Raw genomic sequence first — 21209 nt, 5'->3', positions numbered from 1 at the left:
CAGCTCACCACCTGACTTTAATTTTCTAAAATGCTGAATCCTTCTTTAAAGTGATCTCCGCGTGCTTCGTAATCTTTATACTGATCCCAGCTTGCACATGCGGGTGAGAATAATACCGTATCCCCCAGCTCACTTATTTCCGCCGCCACCTGAATCGCATCAAAAGGGTTTTCTGCACTAACTACTTCCTTACGTGTTTCTTTTGCCAATTCAATGAATTTTTCTTTTGTCTCGCCAAAAGTAATGATCATCCTTACTCTGGTCATCTGAGGAATCAAATTATCCAGTGATTGTCCCCTGTCCAATCCGCCTGCAACCCAGATCACCGGCGTTTTAAAGCTTCTCAAAGCAAATGATGTCGCTAAATTATTCGTCGCTTTTGAATCATTATAGTAGGCTGCTCCTTTATGCGTGCCCAGGTACTCCATACGATGCGGAATACCCCCGAATTCACTCAGCGTTTTTATAATTGCTTCGTCTGTGGCACCATGCGCTTTTGCTGCAAGTATGGCAGCAAGCATATTCTCATGGTTATGGCCGCCCATTAATTTCACATCATCCACAGGAATAAGCGGAGTATCCTTATATGTGATCATGCCTTCTTTTATACAGGCGCTTGCTTCACTTTCAATCGAGAAATATTCCGTGTTAATGGCATGATCCAGTTTTTCAAGTTTTTCCTTTTGCATACCATTGAAGATCAATTTATCCGTTTCATCCATATTCCTGAGCAGATTGAGCTTTGCAGCCTCATACGCTTCAACGGAACCATGATAGTCAATATGCGCTTCGTAAATATTTGTAATGACTGCCGTATCAGGTTTGAATTCATAAACTCCCATAAGTTGAAATGACGAAAGCTCCATTACGAGAATACTGTCTCCCCCCGCCTCTTTGGCGGCACTTGTTGCAGGGTAACCGATGTTACCGCAAAGTATGGGATTCAGCCCGGATCGTTCCAGCATTTCCCCGATCAGATGCGTGACTGTCGTTTTACCGTTCGTTCCTGTGATCCCGATGATCGGTGCTTCTGAAATATGATAGGCTATCTCCACTTCGGTCATGATTGGAATGCCCCTTTTTGATGCTTCCTGTAAAAAATCGATTTCGTATGGAATTCCCGGATTTTTAACGATGAGTTCCGCGTCATTCAAAAGGCTTGCCGGATGGTGTCCGTCTACGATCTCAACGCCCCACCCTTTCATCGTCTGCCTTACGCGCTCATCCGAAATCACTTCATTTGTCGTTAAAACCACATGAGCGCCAAGAGCCACCAATGCAGAAACCGCACTTCTGCCGCTTCTGCCATAGCCTAAAACAATGACACGTTTATTTTTAAAACCATCATACGTTTCCATTTACATTGCCCCCAACATAACACCGAGTGCACCAGCTGCTGCTCCGGTCAGCCAGAAGACGACTACAATTTTCCATTCACTCCAGCCAACAAGCTCAAAGTGGTGGTGGATCGGCGTCATTTTGAAAATACGTTTCCCAGTCATTTTAAATGAAGCAACCTGCAGCATAACTGACGCTGTTTCAATGACAAAAACAATACCGATGAGCAGGAGCAGCAGACTGTCATTCAGCATGATTGAAACCGTCGCAATAATCCCGCCGAGTGCAAGCGAACCTGTATCTCCCATGAAGAGTTTTGCAGGGTATTTATTATAAATCAGGAATCCTGCCAGCGCACCCACCATGATGACAAGGAAAAGCGCAATCTCCATTTCCCCGCGCATCAATGCGATGGCTAAAAAGCTTCCGAATGCAATGATTGAAAGACCGGTCGCAAGACCATCCAATCCATCCGTCAGGTTCACAGCATTGGAAAAGCCAACCTGCCAGAAGACAATCCACAGGATAAATAAAACACCGAGTGGAATATAAAAATCCGTCCCCGGAATGTGTACACTGGATGCGATGTCGGGAATTGCGAATGCCATGATGAAATATACGATGACAGATACCAGGATCTGAGCTAAAAACTTCTGTTTTGAAGTCAGACCCCTATTGTCTTTCTTAACGACAATAATATAATCATCGATAAATCCAATCAGTCCAAAACCGACTGTCACTATTATCAGCACGAGCATCTTATATGAATCATCAACAAAAAACAGTGATATAAGTGCAAGTACGAGTACCGGAAGCAGGTAAGTCAGACCGCCCATTGTCGGCGTGCCTGTCTTTACCTGATGACTCTCGGGTCCTTCTTTTCTGATAGACTGGCCAAATTTCATGCGTTTTAAAATCGGGATACAAACCGGCACGAGCACTGCGGTGAGTATAAACGCAGCCAGTCCTAAAATTGATAATGGTAATATATTAAACATGATGTCCTCCTCTAATCGTTGGGGTCATTAGACGACAGTGTGATTTCTAAAGCCGTCTCGTCAGTGATGGCTGTACCCGGATCTATAGATTGTTTCTGAACAAATCCCTCGCCTTTTACAGAAACGTCGATGCCCATGAATTCACCGAACATCAGCACTTCCCGTTTCGACAGTCCTTTGAGTCCCGGCATTAACTGCTCACCATCCGTTTTCACAAAAAATGTATCATATGGCAACAGTGTATCATTTTTCGGATAATGGTCTACAATCTTTTCTCCATCACCAATAATGATCGTCTGTATCGTCTCTTTGGCTGCAGGTTCTGCTTCTGAAATTTCCTGGCCGGTATAGTCTCCGACTTCAACCGCTTCTCCGCCGGTACCGTCACCTGCCTCTTCCACTTCCAGGTATTTCAACGTCCGTTCCATCAGTGGATTAAATCCATGCATGACGCCATAATCCCATGTGTCGGATTTATTTTTACTTGCAAGCTTGATGCCGTAGTAGATGATGACTTCAGGATCATCTTCCGGGGCGTATCCGAGAAATGAGGTCAGAAATTCATAATCGCCGTCCATATAGCCGCCGCCCTCGGGATCGATGATCTGTGCAGTACCGGATTTGCCGGCTACTTCATAATCGTCCAGCAGATACTGGGAGTTATGGTCTTCTGAACCGCCGACCAGAGTGTTGATTTCTTCCTGCGTCTTATCTGCCGCTTCTTCTGAAATGACCTGGCGTACGACGGTCTCTTTGCCGTCATGGATCACTTCTCCTGTCTCCGGATCGGAAATTTCATCGACAACATATGGTTTTTTCATCTTGCCGCCGTTAAGTATGGCAGTCATACCCTGGATTACCTGTATCGGTGTAACGGTGGAAGTCTGACCGAATGATGTTGTTTTCCGCTGCAGTTCATTATCCCATGCCATGATGCCTGAGGGCTCATTCGGGAATTCTGAGCCAGTCGGTTCACCGAACCCGAATTTTTTGTAATACTCGAGCATCTTGTCCTCCCCGACTTTATCCTGCAGAAGCATCATCAGTGCATTGGATGAATACTGCATACCCTGGTTGTAGGTGATTTCACCCCACCCTTCTTTCTCCCAGTCGTAGATCGTATGTCCGTTGACATCATAGGAACCTGATTCGTATGTTGCATCCGGCTCATAGACCCCTTCTGCGATTGCGGCAGCCAGACCGAACACCTTGAATGTAGAGCCTGGTTCAAATGAATACTGATAGAGCATATTCAGCCAGCTGTTGCCAAACCCTTCCCGTGTCCTCGGGTTGAATGAAGGTCTCTGGCCACTGGCCAATATCTCTCCGGTTTCCGCATCTGCCACAACAGCAAAAAGTTCCTCCGGTTCGAAATGCTCCTGCATCGTATCAAGTGACTCCTCCAGATAGAGCTGGATGGTGGAATCAATCGTCAGTTTCATATTCGTTCCGTCCTTCGGCGGTTTTACAGTATCGGTATTCGGAACGATATATCCCCAAAGGTCCTGTGTATAGTTTACAGAGCCGTCCTGACCACTTAGAACATCATTATATGCGCGCTCAAGCCCCATCTGTCCTTTCAGCTGCTCACTTCCTTCGGTTTCTTCAGCATAGCCTATAAGGTGTGAGGCAAAGTCTCCATTTGGATAGAAACGTTTCGTTTCCGCAATAAAGATAAGACCCGAAATTCCCGAATCCTCCAAAGTTTTCTTCTGGTTATATGAGAGATCTCTGCCTTCCTGGCCGAACTCCACTTGGAACTGCTCTTTTTCTACACCTTCTTTTATGCGTGATTCTATATCTTTCTGTTCCATATCAATCACGCCGGCAAGGGTTTCCGCCGCTTTTTTAGGGTCCGTGACATGATTCGGATAAGCAGAGTCGGTAATCACTGCCAGCCGATAGGATTCCATATCACTTGCCAGGACATTGCCGTCCCTGTCTGTAATTTCGCCACGTTCCGCTTCAGTTACTGCGGATCGTGTAAATTTATCATGGCCATGTGCTACCAGGTCTTCATCATCCAAAGTTTTGACAATCATTAAATAGCTGAATTGCCAAAATATGCAAACAAAAAGCACTCCTATACCAAGATAAATTAGGAGCGCACCGACAGATAGTCTTTTTGTTTTATCGCCAAGTTTAAATCTAATTCTTGCCATACTTCTCAGCAACCTTTACATTTGCATTATTCAGATCGAGTCCGAGTTCGTTTGCCTTTTCATATATTCTGTCATAGGAAGCAAGATGCGTCACTTCTGTGTTAAGCTCGCTGATCTCGCCCTCTTTGATTTCAATTTCACTCTCAAGCTGCGTTTTTTGCGTCTGAAGTTCATAAGCATCCATTTTTAAAGACAGCACATAGATTGCAGCCGCCGCAATTAAAACCATCAATGCCAAATACACCAGGGTTTCTGCTCTTTTCAGACTTACAACACGGGTTCTGGTTCTCGTTGTTGATTTCTTTTTTACCTTCGGCTCAACCTTCGTTTCAGGTAGAACATTTTGCCTATAACTTTCTACGGCCATAATAACACTCCCTACTTCTGTTTCTCTGCAATTCGTAATTTAGCACTGCGTGCACGTGGGTTGTTTTCCAGTGCCTCTTCATCTGCAATGATTGGTTTTCGGTTCACACGTTTTAGTATCGGCTGATATGCTTCGGGAATCACCGGCATATTCCTGGGTAAATCCGGACCTTTTTCATATTCCATGAACATCTGCTTACAAATGCGGTCTTCCAGTGAATGGAAAGTGATGACAGAGACTCTGCCTTCTTTATCCAGAAGGTCGATGGCCTGCTCCAGGGACCGTTCAAAAACACCCAGTTCATCGTTTACTGCGATGCGCAATGCCTGGAAAACACGCTTGGCCGGATGGCCGCCTGTCCTTCTGTATTTATGCGGAATTTGGGATTTGATAATCTCTGTCAGTTCTGTAGTTGTTTCAATTGGAGCATCAGCCCTGAGCTTTTCGATCGCCCTGGCAATTCTTTTGGAAAATTTTTCTTCTCCGTATCTAAAAAAAATGCCGACTAGCTGCTCATATGAATAATTATTTACTATCTCATAAGCATCGAGTTCACGGCTCTGGTCCATTCGCATGTCCAGCCTTGCTTCCTTGGAGTGACTGAAACCGCGTTCTGTTACGTCAAGCTGCGGACTCGACACGCCCAAGTCATACAAAATACCGTCAATCTTATGTATGTTTATATTTTCAAGTTCTTCTTGTAAGTTTTCAAAGTTGGAACGGATTAATGTAAGGTTCTCCCGCCCTTTAAATCTCTCTTCAGCATTTTTGATGGCGACTTCATCCTGGTCAAAAGCGATGAGTCTTCCCGTCGTAAGCTGATCGAGGAGATACGCGGCATGTCCGCCGCCGCCGAGTGTGGCATCCACATAAATACCTTCCGGATGTACATTGAGTCCATCCACTGTTTCTTCCAATAGAACGGTTTCGTGTCTGAACATTTCTTCACACCCTATAAGTCAAAGTCAATTAAATCTTCTGCAATATCTTCAAAGTTCTCTTCGGATTCCGAATAGAAAGTATTCCATTCATCCGTGTCCCAGATTTCGATTCGGCCGGAAACACCAATGATAGTACATTCTTTGGCCAATCCTGCATAATCACGCAAATTTTGAGGGATGTTGATTCTCCCCTGTTTGTCCAGCTCTACAGCTGTTGCGCCTGAAAAGAACAACCTCATAAATTTTCTTGCGTCTTTTTTAGTCAGCGGCAATGATTTCATTTTCTCTTCAATCTTCGCCCATTCATCCAATGTATATCCGAACAGACATTTATCGAGACCTCGAGTGATGATGAACTGCTCATTCAATTCTTCACGAAACTTACTCGGTACAATCATTCTTCCTTTTGTATCGAGCTGATGTTTGAATTCTCCCATGAACATATTCATCACCTCCGCCTCTATAAATAATTTACCACAACTCCCCACTTCATACCACAATTTCAATGTGATTCAGCCCATTTTAATTTCAGACAATAAAAAAGACAGTTTACACATTGGAGTAAACTGTCCGCAAACGTTGCTGTTACAGGCTTTTTATAATTGTCAGTTCTGTCGTATAACTCAGTGGGGGATGCGCGGGGGTATTTTCCATGAACATCCAAGGGTGATAGATGCGCTCCTGAAGGGAACCATTCGGCATCAACTTCTCAACCACTTCATCCAAGTCATTCAGTTGTCGCCTCAGGCTGCGTTTAACTTCCAGCTGGTACCTTCTCTTCAGGTAGTCCAGCTGCTTTTGGTGCATCTTCATATTGGCTTCCATCAGCTGCTTATACTGTGCTCTCCCATCACCGCTTTTCAGAGTTTCATACTCCATCTCGAGTTTTTCACCGATTTCATCCACCTGGGTAATCAGTGATTCATCCGTATGGGATTGCAGGAGTTGATTTTTAGTTTCATCTGCTTTATCCAGCATATCATGGGATATTCCCAAGCCGTGTTCGTCCATCAGCTTGGTGAGTCTAGTGTCTTCGTGAATGATTTCCATACGTTTCAAAATGATCGGCATCGGTATATCGATTGTTTCAAACACCCTATTGAGCTCACCCCAGTATTTGACTTCAGCGCCTCCGCCTGCGAATATCAATGTGTTGAACAGCATTTCCTGCATAAGCGGTCTCGTCACAACGTTATTGCTGAACGTTTCCGGGGTTGTTTTCAGACGATCCAGCAGGGCCTGTTTATCCATCGGCGCTTCGTCGGATATAAACTTGCCGTCCTCGAATGTCAGTAAAGTGCGGGTGTACTCCGATCCTGCAAACAGATGGACATTCGTATCCGTTTCGATCATTCTGTCGATCCCCGCTTCTTTATCGAAAGCTTCCTGCCCCTCCCTGAAGCTGCTGTCTATTTCGCTGTGACGTTCAATCATTTCCTCGAACATCGGAATCTCTAGCTCGCGTACCGCCTTTGAATGGGCATTGAATATGATCAGCCCTTCCTCTTTGAATGCATCATGCACCAGGGCATGGAAAAGTTCCGTCCAATATTCATTTGATTCTATCATTCCGGCAACCTTGTCCTTTTTCTCATGAAGGAAACCCGAATCCCCGCATCCGGCAATAATCTGGTCCAACACCTTTTTCATCTCTTCTTTATCATATTTATAAAATCCAAGACTCATCGGCACTTTTAAATTGGGTTTATAGGCGATTTTACGTCTTCTTCTATGATTCTGGTCATAGATATGAGTATGGTTCACTTCATCAAAATCATGGTCTTCCCCCGCTACCCAGAAGACAGGTACAGCATCATAACCATGCTCCTTTTTAACTTCATCCGTCAAAACAAAAAGCGTTATGATCTTATGCATAATGTATGCCGGACTCATAAAAAGCCCAGCCTGCTGTCCGCCAATGATTACGCGGTGCCCTTTCCGCAATTTTTCTATATTATTTAACTGGGCCTCACTCAAACCATAGTTCGACATTTCATCTTCTATAATGCCGGCAAGCTTTTCAGTATGACTATGTACCGGTCTCTCAATTACCTTTTCAATACTTTCTTTATCGTAGGATAGATTTTGGTAAAATTTAATAAGCGCTTTCTCCTTCTGTGCAAAACGCTTTGTAAAGCGATCCTGCTGGAAGTCTATACATTCGATTTCCATAACTTATCTCCTTCAAAAAATATGCTAACCTAATTATAAATATTATATGCTTATAAAACAATTGAATGATTTCAAAGATCTATACTATAATGATATCAAAGGAGAGAATGAAAATGGTAGAAGTAAAACACTTGGCAATTAACTACAAGACAGTAGATGACTTTAAGAAATTCAGAGAATATGGTGCGCAGGAACTTCAAATGACCAAAGAACTTGAAGGGAATATGATGGATGCGGATATCGATTCGCCATTCTATGGTATTTATGTAGGCGACAACCTGGCTGCCCGCATGTGTCTTTATAAAAAAGAAGATACACATCAGCCGATTTTCGATCCACCACAGGACTACATGGTCATTTGGAAACTTGAAGTACTTGAGAAATACCGCGGCAAAGGGTTCGGAAGTGAGCTGATTGATTACGCCAAACAGTTCAATATGCCGATCAAGGCCATCAGCCGTCAGAATGCCAGGCCGTTTTTTGAAAGACACGGGTTCGAAACACTTAAATATGATATAGAACGCGATATGGCGGATGATCCACTTGTGTGGTATCCAAAAGGCTATGTACTGAACGAATAATCGCTTGATATACAGAAAAGAGCCGTTGATGAGTTTTCATCAACGGCTCTTTTACGTCGCCTGCCAATTAGTTGGCTACGACATCTTCACCTTTATAGCTGCCACATTCTTTGCATACGCGGTGAGAAAGTTTCATCTCTCCGCAGTTAGGGCATTCCACCATACCAGGCACTGAAAGTTTCAAGTGCGTACGGCGTTTTCTTTTGCGTGTAATTGAGGTTCTTCTCTTAGGTACTGCCATGTCTTAATCCTCCTTATTCTCATTGTCACTTTCTGTTAGCAGTGACTGTAGCTTTGATAGTCTCGGATCCACTTTTCGTTCTTCCTCATCATCCAGTTCATCCTCTGTCATAACGGACCAGTTTTTGCCACCGGCAGGTACTGCATCACTTTTTGTTATAACGTTCGGAAGATTGACCACGATAAGTTCACGAACTACAGGTTCCAAATCCAAAGTGTGGGTCACTGGATGAACATTCTCATCCAATTCGTCGGTTTCCTCCGCCTCTTCATCAAATTCTTCATAGGATTCAATGTGTAGCGGAACCTCGATATTTTCTGATGTTCGGCTATCGAGCATATTAACCACCGTATCGATAGTGAGGTTTATGCCGATGCGCCTTGACCCGACATGCATTTCACCTTCGACAGATGTCTCATTGATGCTGAGCACATCTTTTCGATCTGTTATCTCTTTGAACTGGATTTTTTCATTTACAGCGATACTTTCATTACTGAATTTTTTCAGCTGTGTCAATGACCATCTCATATAGTTTCACCTCTTATGAGCACAAAAAACATTGTACAGTTAACAAGGTCTTCTGTCAAGTTATTTTCTTAACACAACACATTATAATTGCAGCGTTTTCTGTTACAATTATACTGCGCAGGAAAGGAGTTTCTTAAATGATTATCACATCTTTAATCACCGAATACAACCCGTTTCATAATGGGCATATCCACCACATCGAGGCATCTCGCAGAATGACGGGCGCAGATGTCGTTATTGCAGTAATGTCCGGTAACTTTACCCAGCGAGGGGAAATTGCTGTTACGGATAAATTTACCCGTGCAGAGGCTGCAGTCAAACATGTCGACTTAGTTGTAGAGCTTCCCGTTTTTAATGCTGTGAGCTTTGCTGATGACTTTGCTTTAGGCGGCATTCACATTGCAGAGCTGCTCGGCAGCACTAATATTGTGTTTGGCAGCGAATCCGGCGATATCCAGGACTTGGAACGCGTCTATACTCAACTGAAGGATACCGACATACAACATGAGATGAATGAGTTGATGAAAGAAGGGTACAGCTATCCCAGAGCGGTGAATAAAGCTATCGGAGGCGAGGTATTTAAAGGTTCCAATAATACGCTGGGACTCTCCTATATCAAAGCCATCGATAGTTTGAACTCGCAAATAAAACCGTTGACCATCCAGAGGCTCGGCAATCAATACAGTGATGAACATCTGTCCGAATCCAGATTTTCAAGTGCCACAAGTTTAAGAAAAGCACTGGTTGAAAACCGTCTGGAGGAAGCCGTCCGCTATATGCCCGAACTACTTGCCCGGAACATACTGGCAAACACTCCTTTATCAAATGAAAAAATATTCGATACTTTAAAAGTGATCATCGACCGCAGCGATCATGCAGAACTGCGTGAAATTTATATGATGACAGAAGGTCTCGAGTACAGGATCAAATCCAAAATAAGATATCATAATTCCTATGAGACATTCATCAACGATGTGAAAACAAAACGGTATACAAGGACGCGCCTCAACCGCCTGATGATTTCTATACTACTCAATATTAAAGCAGAAAAAATGAAGAACTATACACCGACTGATGCAGTGCGTGTACTGGCGATGAACAAAACCGGACAAAAATATTTGAAAAGTCTGCCTGACAGCTTAGAAATCATAACAAACGTGAACAGTAAGAACCGCAATTTCATTCAACGGGAGATTGCGGCGACAGACATCTATAACGTATTCGCAAAATCAGATAGAAATGATTTTAATACACCGGTTTTTATTTCAGATTAAATTTTGCTTTAAGTGCTTCTTCAACCAGCGGCGGTACGACATCCTCTGTCTTCCCGCCGTATTTTGCCACTTCCTTTACAATTGAAGAGGATATAAATGAGTAGTTGTTGTTTGTCATCATATAAATTGTTTCAATGTCACTATCGAGTTTGCGGTTCATGGAAGTCAGCTGCATTTCATATTCGAAGTCACTGACTGCGCGAAGCCCTCTGACTATTGATTTTGCACCGATTTCACGACAGAAATCGATAAGCAGACCATTGAATTCCCTGACTTCGACATTCGGCAGGTCTTTTGTCACCTGTTGGATTAGTTCCACGCGTTCCTGTGGGGTGAACAACCCTTTTTTGGACGAATTTTTCAGGACTGAAACATACACCGTATCAAATATTTTGCTGGTTCTTTCAATAATATCCAAGTGTCCATATGTAATCGGATCAAAACTCCCGGGGCACACTGCTATTCTTCCCATTTTTACCCTTCCTTTACAAGTACATTTACTTTAATCGTTCCGTAGACTGCTTCTTTGATACTTTCATAAGGAACAGATTGGTAGACTTCATCCTTATGTGTTTCTGCAACTATGCGGCCATTTTCTTTCAGTATACCGAGTTCATCAATTATCACAAGAGCAGCCGGTACGATATCTTTATGGTACGGCGGATCCAGAAAGATCAGATCAAAACTCTTTTCCCGTTTTGCCAGTGCTTTCAATGCACGGCGATAATCATTTTTAAATATTTCCACACGTTCTTCCACGCCTTTGGTATTTTTCCTTATAATACCTGTCGCGTCTCTGGCACCGTCTATAAACATTGCGGAATCCGCCCCACGGCTGAGTGCTTCCAAACCAAGCGCACCGCTGCCGGCAAATAAATCCAGTACATCCCCTTCAATCATTCCCAGTATATTAAAGATATTTTCTCTGACTTTATCGGTTGTCGGGCGTGTATCATTTGAATTTAATGTTTCAATTTTTCTTGATTTATATTTTCCACTGATGATTCTCACTGTTAAATCCTCTTTCTTTCCGCTATCGGTTGGTTTAAAATGATGAATGGGAGTTGATAAGAATGCAAAAATTCATCACGCTTGGTGAAGGATATGGAGATGTTTTCGAACTGGAAGCAATCATCAGCCATAACCACACGCGAATTGATAAAGCGATTTTTTTACATACAGATGCAAGCCAGTCCACTTTCCTGCTTGTAATGCGGCCTGTTCGCGGCAATTTTCAAGCGATTTACAGCATCTATATGGGTATCCCCTACAAAGATGGCCAGGGGAGAAAGTACACGCTTATTCATGAATGGTGTAAAGAAAAGGATATACCCATCGTTGAATTTTCTACAATAGACCCTGAAGATTTTTATGCACGTGAACAATTTTATCAATATATCACTGGCGTATTAAGACTGAATCACTTAATTCCGCCGATGCATTAAAATTATATCACACGGTAATCTTTCGCCTCATAGTTTTCAGTACTGTACTCCCGTCTGATGTTAGGATACTCGGAAACGATGACTTCTCTGACATATTTAAGCTGTTCCAGCGTATTAATTGTTTGAGAAAGCTCGGATTCGTATATATATAATAGTAAGTACTTCTTATCTTTATTAACATAAATGAGGTGGCCGTGCCGTTTCAATTGTCGTATAAACTTATTTTGTTTAAAATATATATATATGCCAATGCGCTTTTCAAGCATTATACCCCGCCTTATAAAATTATATAAAGATATGATACCATGTTAATGAACAGTTTTAAAATGAATCTATTACTGGAGGCAATGAATTATGAACAAGTGTTTCAAAGGACTTTTAACAGCCGTAGGTGTTGCCGGCGGAGTTATCGGGGGTCTATGGGTCGGCACAAAGCTGATGTCGGAAACTCATATCCGTGATATCAAGCCATACTTCAGACATCGTTCTCCCTATATTTTCGCACACCGTGGGGGAATGGGGCTTGCACCTGAACACACTGTCGCTGCATTCGACAAAGCTTCAGAATTTAATGTAGATGGCTTTGAAATTGATGTGCGCATGACCAAGGATGAAGAGATTGTCGTCTTCCATGATGCGTATGTGGACCGTACATCCAATGGCGCGGGCCGCATCAGCAATATGACACTGGATGAATTAAGAGATCTCGACTTCGGCTATCACTTCAGAGACGTTGAAGGCAACCATCCGTTCAGACGAGCGGAAGATGCCAAGATTGTCACTTTGAAAGAACTCATCCAAAAATATCCGGACAAACTCATCAACATCGATATCAAAGATACTCCGGAATCCTATGAAGGCAGCTTGATGCCAAGCCTGCTTTATAGATTGATAGATGAGCTTGAAGTTCATGACCGTGTACTCATTACAAGTTTCCATGATGAGCAGATTGATCGTTTTGCTCTCTATTCAGGTGATTCCATTGCACTCGGCGCAGGTGAAGATCAGGTAAGAAATGCTTATCTTGCATATTCATCCTGTTTCAAGCACCTGTATACGCCAAAAGCGGATACTTTCCAGATTCCGCCGCGATACAATAATATTCCGCTTGATCGCGAAGGCTTCATAGATTATCTACAAAGCCTGAACATCGCAGCAGGATACTGGGTAATCAATGAAATGGACGAAATGGATGCACTGATTCAAAAAGGCGCGCACACAATCGTTACAGATTTTCCCGATATCAGTCATCATCTTCTCAACGAAAGATACTAAGCCCTCTGATAATCATCTCCCCTTCCTTCTGGAATGGGAGATTTTTTCAATTCCAAAAAAAAGACAGCCTTTAGCAGGCTGTCTTAAAAATGAGTTAGATTGCAGTTTGACATCCGCAGCTTCCTCCGGTTGAACATCCCGATTCTCCCCCGACAGAGAAGAACGGATTGCTGCTGACTACATTGACATGTTTACTGACGCCGATGCTTACATGGTAAAGAATTTCATCGAGGAGTGACTGCAGCTGATATTCAGCCTTTCTATACTCCATGATAATGGGATTCATATCCAATTCTTTTTTAAACTGGTTGATTTCCCTTCTTTTTGTACTGAAGTCAGGATGATATTTACCAAACCTCTGCACTTCTTCAAACTCTTCTTTCATTTTGTTGAATCGATTTATTAAACCGGCTACTTCTTTCTCACTGTCCAGAAGGTTCCTATATTTGCAGTAGTGCTTGTATTCCGTAGTCTCCATAACCTTTTCGTTCAAGGCATCGAGCTGATCCATGATTTCTAATTCTTTTTCAGTTATCATTTACATCACCTCTACACTAATAGTATCATATCCGGAGAGATACCTTCTACATCAGTTTTCACAAAATGCATAAATTCCATTTGCAAGTATCATGGATATAGATTAAAATTAAAGTAATGCAAAATGCTTAGGGAGGAAATTTCATGGTATTTGAAAACTCTGGTCTTGAGACAATGATTGTTTCTCAAGATATACTGCAAGACACAATGAACAAAAATGGACTCGTACTTGGTGGATCCTGGGACTACGAACGCATGACTTTCGACTATAAATATGAAGTGCCGGAAGGAATCTATTATTTACGCGTACCAGGATATGCTGTAGAAGGAGATGTAGGCGCGAAAAATGCAGTCCTCCAGCTGATGGATCCTTACTTGGGTAAACACTATTATCCAACAGGTATCGAATACGGCAGCGACGAGCATTTCCCTGACAGGATCGTCGATAATGCAGTAGATAAAATCAGATCTGTAGCAAAAGATCTAAAAGCACTCGTCTAATACTTAAATATACAGCCAGGACACAATGTGTTCTGGCTGTTTTACGTTTAAAGCCAAATAGAAGAGCCAGATCACAATGACCTGGCTCTTCTATATATTAACCTTGAATGATTGCTCTGATTAACGACGTTGTCTCTCCGCCTGGGTAGAGTATATACAGCAATACATAAACCATAACACCTGTGATTGCTGTACCAAACCAGATTACAGAGGCCCACGGCGCAAGCTTTCTATGTTTGGATAGTTTCCTCTTGGTTCCAAAATAAATCTGTGTTCCGCCCAAGAAAGCACCTGTAGTTGCAAGTATGATATGGAATATCAGGAATACTGTATAGAAAGGCACCAGATAATCCGGTCCGCCGAATGCAGTGTTACCGATGAAAATTGTCCTGGATACATAAATTATAAAGAAAAGCACTGCACTGACTGCAGCATAGGTCATCATTTTCTGGTGGCCTTCAATATTCCTGTGCTTTTTGATTTTATGAATTCCTATTCCCATGAAGACGGCACTGAGCACGATAAAAATTGTACTGATTGTTGGTAATAAATGCACGGTGTTTTTCTCCTCACTTATTTATCTGTATTGGCTGTAAAATTCTTTTTGAATACGCGCATCTTCCAATGAACGCCTAGTCATTTCATCCTCATCCTTGCGTTCATCTCTGAACCAGCTGAAGAATATGAAACCGAGCATGAAACCAAAGAACACTTCCTGGAGTACCTTCATTATGATACCGCCTGTCTGCTGGTCCATAACCGGCGTTGTGTTGGTGAAGTATTCCGGTCCTGAAATCAGTCCTTGGCCTTTCAACCCGTCAAGCACACCTGACGGCACACATAATTCCATTGCTGACAGCCATGCATCTCCATCCGTATACGTTTCATACAACGGCGTTCCTGCAAATATGATCAGACCGCATGCGGGAGTCAGAAGTGCACCGATACCGAAGACATAAAGCATTTTGAACAATCCGCCCATATGGTTCTCTTTCGGCTCCACTTTATTGAATACTGGATAAAACATCAATATTGCAAGCAGGAACAGCAAACCATTGAATGTAGTATGCAATGGGCCATTCTGTTTTAGGAAATCCAATACGACGGGCAGGTGATAAACTGAAAAGACGCCGTTGAAAAGGATTAGTGGAATCAATGGCTTTTTAGTGAGCGTGAATATTTGTTTAACCACCGGGAGATTTACAAAATACTTCCAGATATATCCTGGTACAGCATAAAACATTAATGGTGCGATGAGCAGGAATACTATCGCCATCTGCAGCATGTGGAAGCTGAACAGTATATGGCTGAGTAGATCCACAGGTGCTCCGTACATTGCATAGAGCAGGATCATACTGATGGCGAAGACAATACCTTCCTTCGTTCTTAAAGGTCTCCCGTCTTCAAAGTTCTTATACCATTTCTTAGTAATCAAAAAGTAAAGAACTGTAAGAAGTACAGTAAATATAAAGAAATATGGGCTCCAGTTCGCCACGAAGCCAAATATGGATATAGACGATATATTTTCCATTGTAATCATCCTTTTAAAATTCGCTTACTTCAAGTATAGAATTTAAAGCACGATACATCAAGCTCTTCCGGGTGACAATATAATGACAAAAGAGACTGACACAATGCTGTGTCAGTCTCTCTAAAATCTACTGGATCGGTTCGCCAATCCAAACGATATAGATGAATGTTGTTACGAATGCCAGTGCAAAGAACATGCCCGTCAGCATCATCAGCTTGATATATTCATGTCCTTTGTCTTTCATATGCATGAAGTAGTAGAACTGCAGGATGACCTGCAGGAATGCCATTCCAATTACGATTGGAATAACAAACGATGGATCGATATCCATAGCTACTAAACCAAATGCTACAAAAGTAAGGAAAATCATAAGTCCAAATGATACCATCTGCTGACGCATTTCTTTTGTACGCTCACGTCTGATGTAGTCTAACTTCGCCTTTGAAATTGGTTCTTGTTTAATTTCTGCCATCTTACATCACTCCCAGCAGGTAAACTATTGTAAAGATAAATACCCATACAACGTCAATGAAGTGCCAGTACAGCGCTGCAGTGTTCACTTTCGATGCAGTGTAAACAGATAGTCCACGCTTGGCATTACGCAGAATTAGAAGCGTAATCCACACCAATCCTATACATACGTGGAACCCGTGTGTTCCAAGCAGGAAGTAAAACGCACTGCCGAATGCACTTGAACGGAAAGTATGTCCCAAATGTGCATATTCCACAAACTCATAAATTTCGAGTGACAGGAAGCCGAGTCCAAGCAGTACTGTGATTCCCAACCATAACTGCATTTTACCAAAATTGTTATTTCTCATATGGTAAACAGCGTACACACTTGTAAGAGAAGATGTTAACAAGAACATCGTCATTACAAATGCCAGTTCCAATTGGAAGAGATCCGCTGCCAAGAGATGGTCATCACTTGGCACAGAATCTTTTAATGCTAGATAAGTTGCGAAGAGAGATGCGAAAAGCGCAGTCTCACCAGCAAGGAAAGTCCAGAAACCGATAAATTTATTTTTACCTTCCAGCGTTGCTGTTTCCGGGTGTGCAGGCCATCTTTCGCTCGGCACGTTATATTCCATGTTAGCCATTATTTCGCACCCCTTTCAAGTTCTTCAAGATCTTTCAATACTTCTTCTTTAGTTACATAATGTCCGAGGTCATCCTTCCAGGAACGAACACCCATTGAGATGAACACAATCGCCAATCCAAGGATAAGTACCCATAGTGCCCAAGGATGTTGCGGCAGGTCTGATACAGCTGCGATTGCCCATTCTTTACCGGATGCAAGGTACAATGCACCGAATGCTGATATGAATAATCCCAGTGATATTATAAACGGAATGATCGAACTGTTAGGCATATGGAAATCATCGAGCGATTCTGCCGGCAACATTTCACCGTTATTTTCTTTCTTCTCAATCCAATATGCATCCAATCCACGAACAAGTGGAATTTGTGCAAAGTTGTAATGAGGGACCGGAAGCGGCAATGACCATTCTAGCGTACGTCCGTCGCCCCATGGGTCGCGTCCAACTTTTTGGTTTTTGACAACCGTTATGATGATGTTGATCACTAATATGATTACGGCAATTGCCATCATCAGAGCCCCTATGGAGGAAATCAAGTTCGCGGTGTTATACCCCTGACCGTCCAGGTATGTGAACACTCGACGCGGCATGCCCCATAGACCCAGGAAGTGCTGAATCAGGAATGTCACGTGGAATCCTGCAACGAAAAGTACGAAAGTGATTTTACCAAGTTTTTCGCTGAGCATTGTACTAAACATCAATGGCCAATAGTAATGCAATCCGGCAAGAAGTCCGAATACTACCCCACCTACGATTACGTAGTGGAAGTGGGCAACGATGAAGTAGGAGTCATGGTACTGATAGTCAGCTGGTGCTGCTGCCTGCATGATACCGGTAACCCCACCCATAACGAATGATGGAATGAATGCCAGAGCATAGAGCATTGGCGTGGTGAACTCAATACTTCCGCCCCAAATCGTAAAGATCCAGTTGAAGATCTTAATACCCGTAGGTACGGCGATTGCCATTGTGGCTACCGCGAAAATCGCGTTGGCTGTCGGTCCAAGACCAACTGTGAACATGTGGTGCGCCCATACCATGAATCCGAAGAAACCGATAAGTACTGTCGCAAACACCATTGCTGAATATCCGAAAAGTCTTTTACGTGAGAACGTTGCGAATATTTCAGAGAAAATACCGAACGCCGGTAAAATCAGTATATAAACTTCAGGGTGACCGAAAATCCAGAATAAGTGCTCCCAGATAATTGTGTTACCACCTGTTTCAACCAAGAAGAAACTGGAACCGAACATACGGTCAAACATCAGTAGGAAAATACCGATTGTAAGCGGTGGGAATGCGAATACGATAAGCACTGAAGCGACAAGTGTAGTCCATGTCATCAGCGGCATTCTCATATAAGTCATACCCGGTGCTCTCATAGAAATAATTGTAGTTACAAAGTTAATACCTGAAATTAGAGTCCCTGCACCTGTAATCTGGAGACCAAGTGCATAGAAGTCGATACCATGTCCAGGTGAATTAACTGCAAGTGATGCGTAACTTGTCCAACCTGCATCCGGTGCACCGCCCATTAACCATGAAAGGTTCAGGAAGATACCACCGAAGATGAATAGCCAGACACCCAATGAGTTGAGGAATGGGAATGCTACATCACGTGCTCCGATCTGCAAAGGCACCGTTGCGTTCATAAAGGCAAACAACAGTGGCATTGCGGCAAGGAAAATCATTGTAGTACCATGCATTGTGATTACTTCGTTAAACAGTCCTGCAGACAAGAAGTCGTTGTTTGGTACCGCAAGCTGAATACGGATCAGCATTGCTTCTATACCACCCATTACGAAGAAAAATCCACCAGCAATCAAATAAAGAATTGCTATCTTTTTGTGGTCGACAGTAGTCATGTAATCCCAGATTACAGAGCCGACCCCTCTCTTTTTAGTTGCGGATGCCATTATTGGTTATCCCCCTCTTCTTCTGAAGACGCTTCTTCTGAACTTTTCTCAACATTCATAGCTCCAACATCGCCGGAACCTTCTTCAACTTTCAGTCCCATCAAGTATTCAGCTACTTTGTCGATTTCCTCTTCAGACAAATCATAAGCGCCTGTCATTTTATTCCCTGGTTTCAGACTCTCAGGATCAGTAATCCAGTCAACCAGGTTCTCTTTATCGTGTTCAAGGTAACCTGCAATAAGATCACGGTCACCGAAGTTAGCAAGGTTAGGTCCCTGTGCTCCAGTACCTTGAGGCGTTACAGCGTGACACCCAATACAAGAGTTATTGAAGATTTCCTGACCTTCAGCCGCATCATCTGCTGAAGCCTGAGCAGGTTCTTCTACAGATTTCATATCAGCAAGCCACTGGTCATATTCTTCCTGAGGCAACGCTTTGACTTTGAAATCCATAAGTGCGTGTGAAGGACCGCACAGCTCGGCACATTTACCGTAGAAAAGACGATCTGAATCCTGAGCTTTTCCTTCATCAAATACTAAGTAAAAACTGTTTATACCATCTACGTTTGTATCCATCTTACCTCCGGCAGCAGGCACCCAGAATGAGTGTTTTACGTCTGCACCCTGAAGGTTGAAATACACTTTGGTATCAGTAGGCACTACAAGTTCCTGGGAAGTGACCACTTCCTGATTCGGATACTCGAATTCCCACCAGTACTGATTTGCTGTTACATTAACAACTACTTCTTCACTATTCAACTCACCATCTTCTGTTTCCATAGCTCTTGTATCTGCTTGTTTAAACGTGTAGAAAATAGTAGGAATAGCAAGAATGATAAGCAATAGGATAGGAATGCCTGTCCAGATCATTTCAAGCGTATGGTTCCCTGCAACATCTTTCGGCTCAAAATCTTCGCCTACTTTACTTCTGCGACTCTTCGTCAAAGCAAATGTAAAGAGTATTACGACAACAACAATTACTAAGATCATGATGATGATTGAAAGCAGCATCAAGTTAAATTGTTCTTGCCCAACCTCACCAGCAGGCCTCAACGTACTAAGATGATTCTTACCACAGCCTGATAGAAATACCATTAAGACAGATATAAGACCTATCCATTTGGCACTCATCCAACGATTTTTCATGTAAATAGCCCCTCTTTCATACTTAAGCTTTAGAAATTCAATAATAGACCGGCAATAATTATCATCACGAAGAAAATAATAATGTAATTCAATGAGAAGACAAATACCCGACCGGCATAGCGGTTATAGTCTTCGACTGGACGAAACTTATTGACTGAGATTATGAGCCATGCAACGTTAAGCACAGTTGCAAGTCCGACAAACCAGAGTCCAAGTTCAACCATCAATAATGGCGTGAACAAGAGAAGTGTCACCCAAAATACAATGGACAACCGTGTACGGTGGTTCCCTTTTACGGAAGGAAGCATTGGCACGCCCGCCTCACTGTACTCATCGCTCCGTTTGATGGCCAACGCATAAAAGTGCGGCGGCTGCCATATAAACATCACGATAAACATCGCCCAGGCCAACACATGTAGACTCGGGTCAATTACAGCCCAGCCAATCAAAGGCGGCATCGCTCCGGGAATTGCACCAATCACTGTGTTGGATAACAGATGCCGTTTGGCATAGATTGAATAAACAACCGCATATCCAAAAGCAGCAATTAATCCAAGCGTTCCTGCTGTAGGATTAATCAGAAAAAGAATGATCTCGCCAACAATCAGCATGATAAAACCAATCAGGAGTATATCCCTTCCACTGAAAGTTCCATCGACACTTGGCCTGTTCTGCTTCGATTCCATGACAGCATCGATATCTCTGTCATAGTAGTTGTTGAGCGCAGCCACACCGCCGATGACTAATGTAGTGGCAAAAACCATAGACAGCAGAACCGGAATGTTGGCAAAAAATGACTGACCATAATACATCACTGCTAAAAAGCCGGCAGCAAAAGCTGGAATCAGGTTCGCTTTAATGATACCCTCTTTTACCAAGGTCATTACAGCCTTAAACGTTATTCCCTTGTCAACATGATGCACAATGTTTCCATATACATCATTTTGCATCCATACGCCTCCTTTCACCATAAGCACATTTATATTTAATAATAAATTAAAAAGGTCACATTTACTATACATTTCTGAAATAAAATCGTTACATTTTATATTGTTCAAAAATTGTTCATTAATGTGCCACATGAAAAAGAGTGATTTGATTTATACTTGGAATAGCGCTTCTTGTACATATCGATTTTACCATATATTCAAGAATTG

25 protein-coding genes are annotated in these 21209 nt (G+C 42.7%); 5 read left to right on the top strand and 20 right to left on the bottom strand.

Annotation, left to right across the window (positions count from 1 at the left end; all coding sequences use genetic code 11):
- Window positions 1-17 precede the first annotated feature (17 nt).
- From murD to bshC, 7 genes are all read right to left on the bottom strand, one after another.
- On the bottom strand, window positions 18-1358 hold the full coding sequence (gene murD, locus ACKRAT_RS04990; RefSeq protein WP_411843999.1) for a UDP-N-acetylmuramoyl-L-alanine--D-glutamate ligase: 1341 nt from the start codon (window positions 1356-1358) through the stop codon (window positions 18-20).
- On the bottom strand, window positions 1359-2336 hold the full coding sequence (gene mraY, locus ACKRAT_RS04985) for a phospho-N-acetylmuramoyl-pentapeptide-transferase (RefSeq protein WP_411843998.1): 978 nt from the start codon (window positions 2334-2336) through the stop codon (window positions 1359-1361).
- A gap of 11 nt (window positions 2337-2347) precedes the next feature.
- Window positions 2348-4498, bottom strand: a complete 2151-nt coding sequence (locus tag ACKRAT_RS04980; protein ID WP_411843997.1) for a penicillin-binding transpeptidase domain-containing protein — start codon at window positions 4496-4498, stop codon at window positions 2348-2350.
- A complete protein-coding gene (gene ftsL, locus ACKRAT_RS04975; protein ID WP_411843996.1) occupies window positions 4485-4865 on the bottom strand; it encodes a cell division protein FtsL in 381 nt (126 codons plus the stop codon). The genes ACKRAT_RS04980 and ftsL overlap by 14 nt, the downstream gene beginning before the upstream one ends.
- A gap of 11 nt (window positions 4866-4876) precedes the next feature.
- Complete coding sequence (rsmH, locus tag ACKRAT_RS04970) at window positions 4877-5806, bottom strand: 16S rRNA (cytosine(1402)-N(4))-methyltransferase RsmH (RefSeq protein ID WP_411843995.1); 930 nt, start codon at window positions 5804-5806, stop codon at window positions 4877-4879.
- A gap of 11 nt (window positions 5807-5817) precedes the next feature.
- The gene (mraZ, locus tag ACKRAT_RS04965) at window positions 5818-6249 is read right to left on the bottom strand and encodes a division/cell wall cluster transcriptional repressor MraZ (RefSeq protein ID WP_411843994.1); all 432 of its coding nucleotides are present in this window, start codon (window positions 6247-6249) and stop codon (window positions 5818-5820) included.
- 142 nt (window positions 6250-6391) lie between these two features.
- Window positions 6392-7978 (bottom strand): bacillithiol biosynthesis cysteine-adding enzyme BshC, encoded by a 1587-nt coding sequence (gene bshC, locus ACKRAT_RS04960; RefSeq protein ID WP_411843993.1) that lies wholly within the window; start codon window positions 7976-7978, stop codon window positions 6392-6394.
- Between the two features lie 113 nt (window positions 7979-8091).
- On the opposite strand from bshC, the gene ACKRAT_RS04955 reads away from it, so the two are divergent.
- The gene (locus tag ACKRAT_RS04955) at window positions 8092-8559 is read left to right on the top strand and encodes an N-acetyltransferase (protein ID WP_411843992.1); all 468 of its coding nucleotides are present in this window, start codon (window positions 8092-8094) and stop codon (window positions 8557-8559) included.
- A gap of 67 nt (window positions 8560-8626) precedes the next feature.
- On the opposite strand, the gene rpmF is transcribed toward ACKRAT_RS04955, so the two are convergent.
- Both rpmF and ACKRAT_RS04945 read right to left on the bottom strand, forming a co-directional pair.
- The gene (gene rpmF / locus ACKRAT_RS04950; RefSeq protein ID WP_145285141.1) at window positions 8627-8800 is read right to left on the bottom strand and encodes a 50S ribosomal protein L32; all 174 of its coding nucleotides are present in this window, start codon (window positions 8798-8800) and stop codon (window positions 8627-8629) included.
- Between the two features lie 3 nt (window positions 8801-8803).
- Complete coding sequence (locus ACKRAT_RS04945) at window positions 8804-9328, bottom strand: YceD family protein (RefSeq protein WP_411843991.1); 525 nt, start codon at window positions 9326-9328, stop codon at window positions 8804-8806.
- A gap of 137 nt (window positions 9329-9465) precedes the next feature.
- Here ACKRAT_RS04945 and ACKRAT_RS04940 point away from each other — a divergent pair, with 137 nt between their 5' ends.
- Window positions 9466-10602, top strand: a complete 1137-nt coding sequence (locus tag ACKRAT_RS04940) for a nucleotidyltransferase (protein ID WP_411843990.1) — start codon at window positions 9466-9468, stop codon at window positions 10600-10602.
- Here the strand turns inward: ACKRAT_RS04940 and coaD are convergent.
- Together coaD and rsmD are read right to left on the bottom strand one after the other, a co-directional pair.
- Window positions 10589-11074, bottom strand: coding sequence for a pantetheine-phosphate adenylyltransferase (gene coaD / locus ACKRAT_RS04935; RefSeq protein WP_411843989.1), 486 nt, complete (start codon window positions 11072-11074; stop codon window positions 10589-10591). The genes ACKRAT_RS04940 and coaD overlap by 14 nt on opposite strands.
- Before the next feature lie 2 nt (window positions 11075-11076).
- The gene (gene rsmD, locus ACKRAT_RS04930; RefSeq protein ID WP_411843988.1) at window positions 11077-11613 is read right to left on the bottom strand and encodes a 16S rRNA (guanine(966)-N(2))-methyltransferase RsmD; all 537 of its coding nucleotides are present in this window, start codon (window positions 11611-11613) and stop codon (window positions 11077-11079) included.
- Between the two features lie 62 nt (window positions 11614-11675).
- Between rsmD and ACKRAT_RS04925 the strand changes: the two genes are divergently transcribed.
- Entirely contained in the window at window positions 11676-12047 is a 372-nt protein-coding gene (locus ACKRAT_RS04925) for a hypothetical protein (RefSeq protein ID WP_411843987.1), read from the top strand.
- 2 nt (window positions 12048-12049) lie between these two features.
- On the opposite strand, the gene ACKRAT_RS04920 is transcribed toward ACKRAT_RS04925, so the two are convergent.
- Window positions 12050-12313, bottom strand: coding sequence for a DUF2129 domain-containing protein (locus tag ACKRAT_RS04920; RefSeq protein ID WP_411843986.1), 264 nt, complete (start codon window positions 12311-12313; stop codon window positions 12050-12052).
- Between the two features lie 88 nt (window positions 12314-12401).
- Between ACKRAT_RS04920 and ACKRAT_RS04915 the strand changes: the two genes are divergently transcribed.
- On the top strand, window positions 12402-13322 hold the full coding sequence (locus tag ACKRAT_RS04915) for a glycerophosphodiester phosphodiesterase (RefSeq protein ID WP_411843985.1): 921 nt from the start codon (window positions 12402-12404) through the stop codon (window positions 13320-13322).
- 94 nt (window positions 13323-13416) lie between these two features.
- Here ACKRAT_RS04915 and ACKRAT_RS04910 read toward each other — a convergent pair whose 3' ends face one another.
- Window positions 13417-13860 (bottom strand): YlbF family regulator, encoded by a 444-nt coding sequence (locus ACKRAT_RS04910; RefSeq protein WP_411843984.1) that lies wholly within the window; start codon window positions 13858-13860, stop codon window positions 13417-13419.
- Window positions 13861-14003: 143 nt separating this feature from the next.
- Here ACKRAT_RS04910 and ACKRAT_RS04905 point away from each other — a divergent pair, with 143 nt between their 5' ends.
- Complete coding sequence (locus tag ACKRAT_RS04905; protein WP_411843983.1) at window positions 14004-14360, top strand: YugN family protein; 357 nt, start codon at window positions 14004-14006, stop codon at window positions 14358-14360.
- A 97-nt stretch (window positions 14361-14457) separates the two neighbouring features.
- Here ACKRAT_RS04905 and ACKRAT_RS04900 read toward each other — a convergent pair whose 3' ends face one another.
- The 7 genes from ACKRAT_RS04900 to cyoE all read right to left on the bottom strand — a co-directional run bounded on the left by ACKRAT_RS04900 (window position 14458) and on the right by cyoE (window position 21002).
- Window positions 14458-14916, bottom strand: a complete 459-nt coding sequence (locus ACKRAT_RS04900) for a DUF420 domain-containing protein (protein WP_411843982.1) — start codon at window positions 14914-14916, stop codon at window positions 14458-14460.
- A 21-nt stretch (window positions 14917-14937) separates the two neighbouring features.
- Window positions 14938-15891 (bottom strand): cytochrome c oxidase assembly factor CtaG, encoded by a 954-nt coding sequence (ctaG, locus tag ACKRAT_RS04895; protein WP_411843981.1) that lies wholly within the window; start codon window positions 15889-15891, stop codon window positions 14938-14940.
- A 127-nt stretch (window positions 15892-16018) separates the two neighbouring features.
- Window positions 16019-16363, bottom strand: coding sequence for a cytochrome C oxidase subunit IV family protein (locus ACKRAT_RS04890; protein WP_411843980.1), 345 nt, complete (start codon window positions 16361-16363; stop codon window positions 16019-16021).
- Between the two features lies 1 nt (window position 16364).
- The gene (locus tag ACKRAT_RS04885; protein ID WP_411843979.1) at window positions 16365-16991 is read right to left on the bottom strand and encodes a cytochrome (ubi)quinol oxidase subunit III; all 627 of its coding nucleotides are present in this window, start codon (window positions 16989-16991) and stop codon (window positions 16365-16367) included.
- Window positions 16991-18907 (bottom strand): cytochrome c oxidase subunit I, encoded by a 1917-nt coding sequence (locus ACKRAT_RS04880; RefSeq protein WP_411843978.1) that lies wholly within the window; start codon window positions 18905-18907, stop codon window positions 16991-16993. The genes ACKRAT_RS04885 and ACKRAT_RS04880 overlap by 1 nt, the downstream gene beginning before the upstream one ends.
- Window positions 18907-20052, bottom strand: a complete 1146-nt coding sequence (coxB, locus tag ACKRAT_RS04875) for a cytochrome c oxidase subunit II (RefSeq protein WP_411843977.1) — start codon at window positions 20050-20052, stop codon at window positions 18907-18909. The genes ACKRAT_RS04880 and coxB overlap by 1 nt, the downstream gene beginning before the upstream one ends.
- Window positions 20053-20081: 29 nt before the next feature.
- On the bottom strand, window positions 20082-21002 hold the full coding sequence (gene cyoE, locus ACKRAT_RS04870) for a heme o synthase (protein WP_411843976.1): 921 nt from the start codon (window positions 21000-21002) through the stop codon (window positions 20082-20084).
- Window positions 21003-21209: the final 207 nt, after the last annotated feature.

This window comes from Salinicoccus sp. HZC-1 (genome assembly GCF_046736035.1).
In the GTDB taxonomy this organism is placed as follows: domain Bacteria; phylum Bacillota; class Bacilli; order Staphylococcales; family Salinicoccaceae; genus Salinicoccus.
This window is presented reverse-complemented; position numbering and strand designations above follow the sequence as displayed.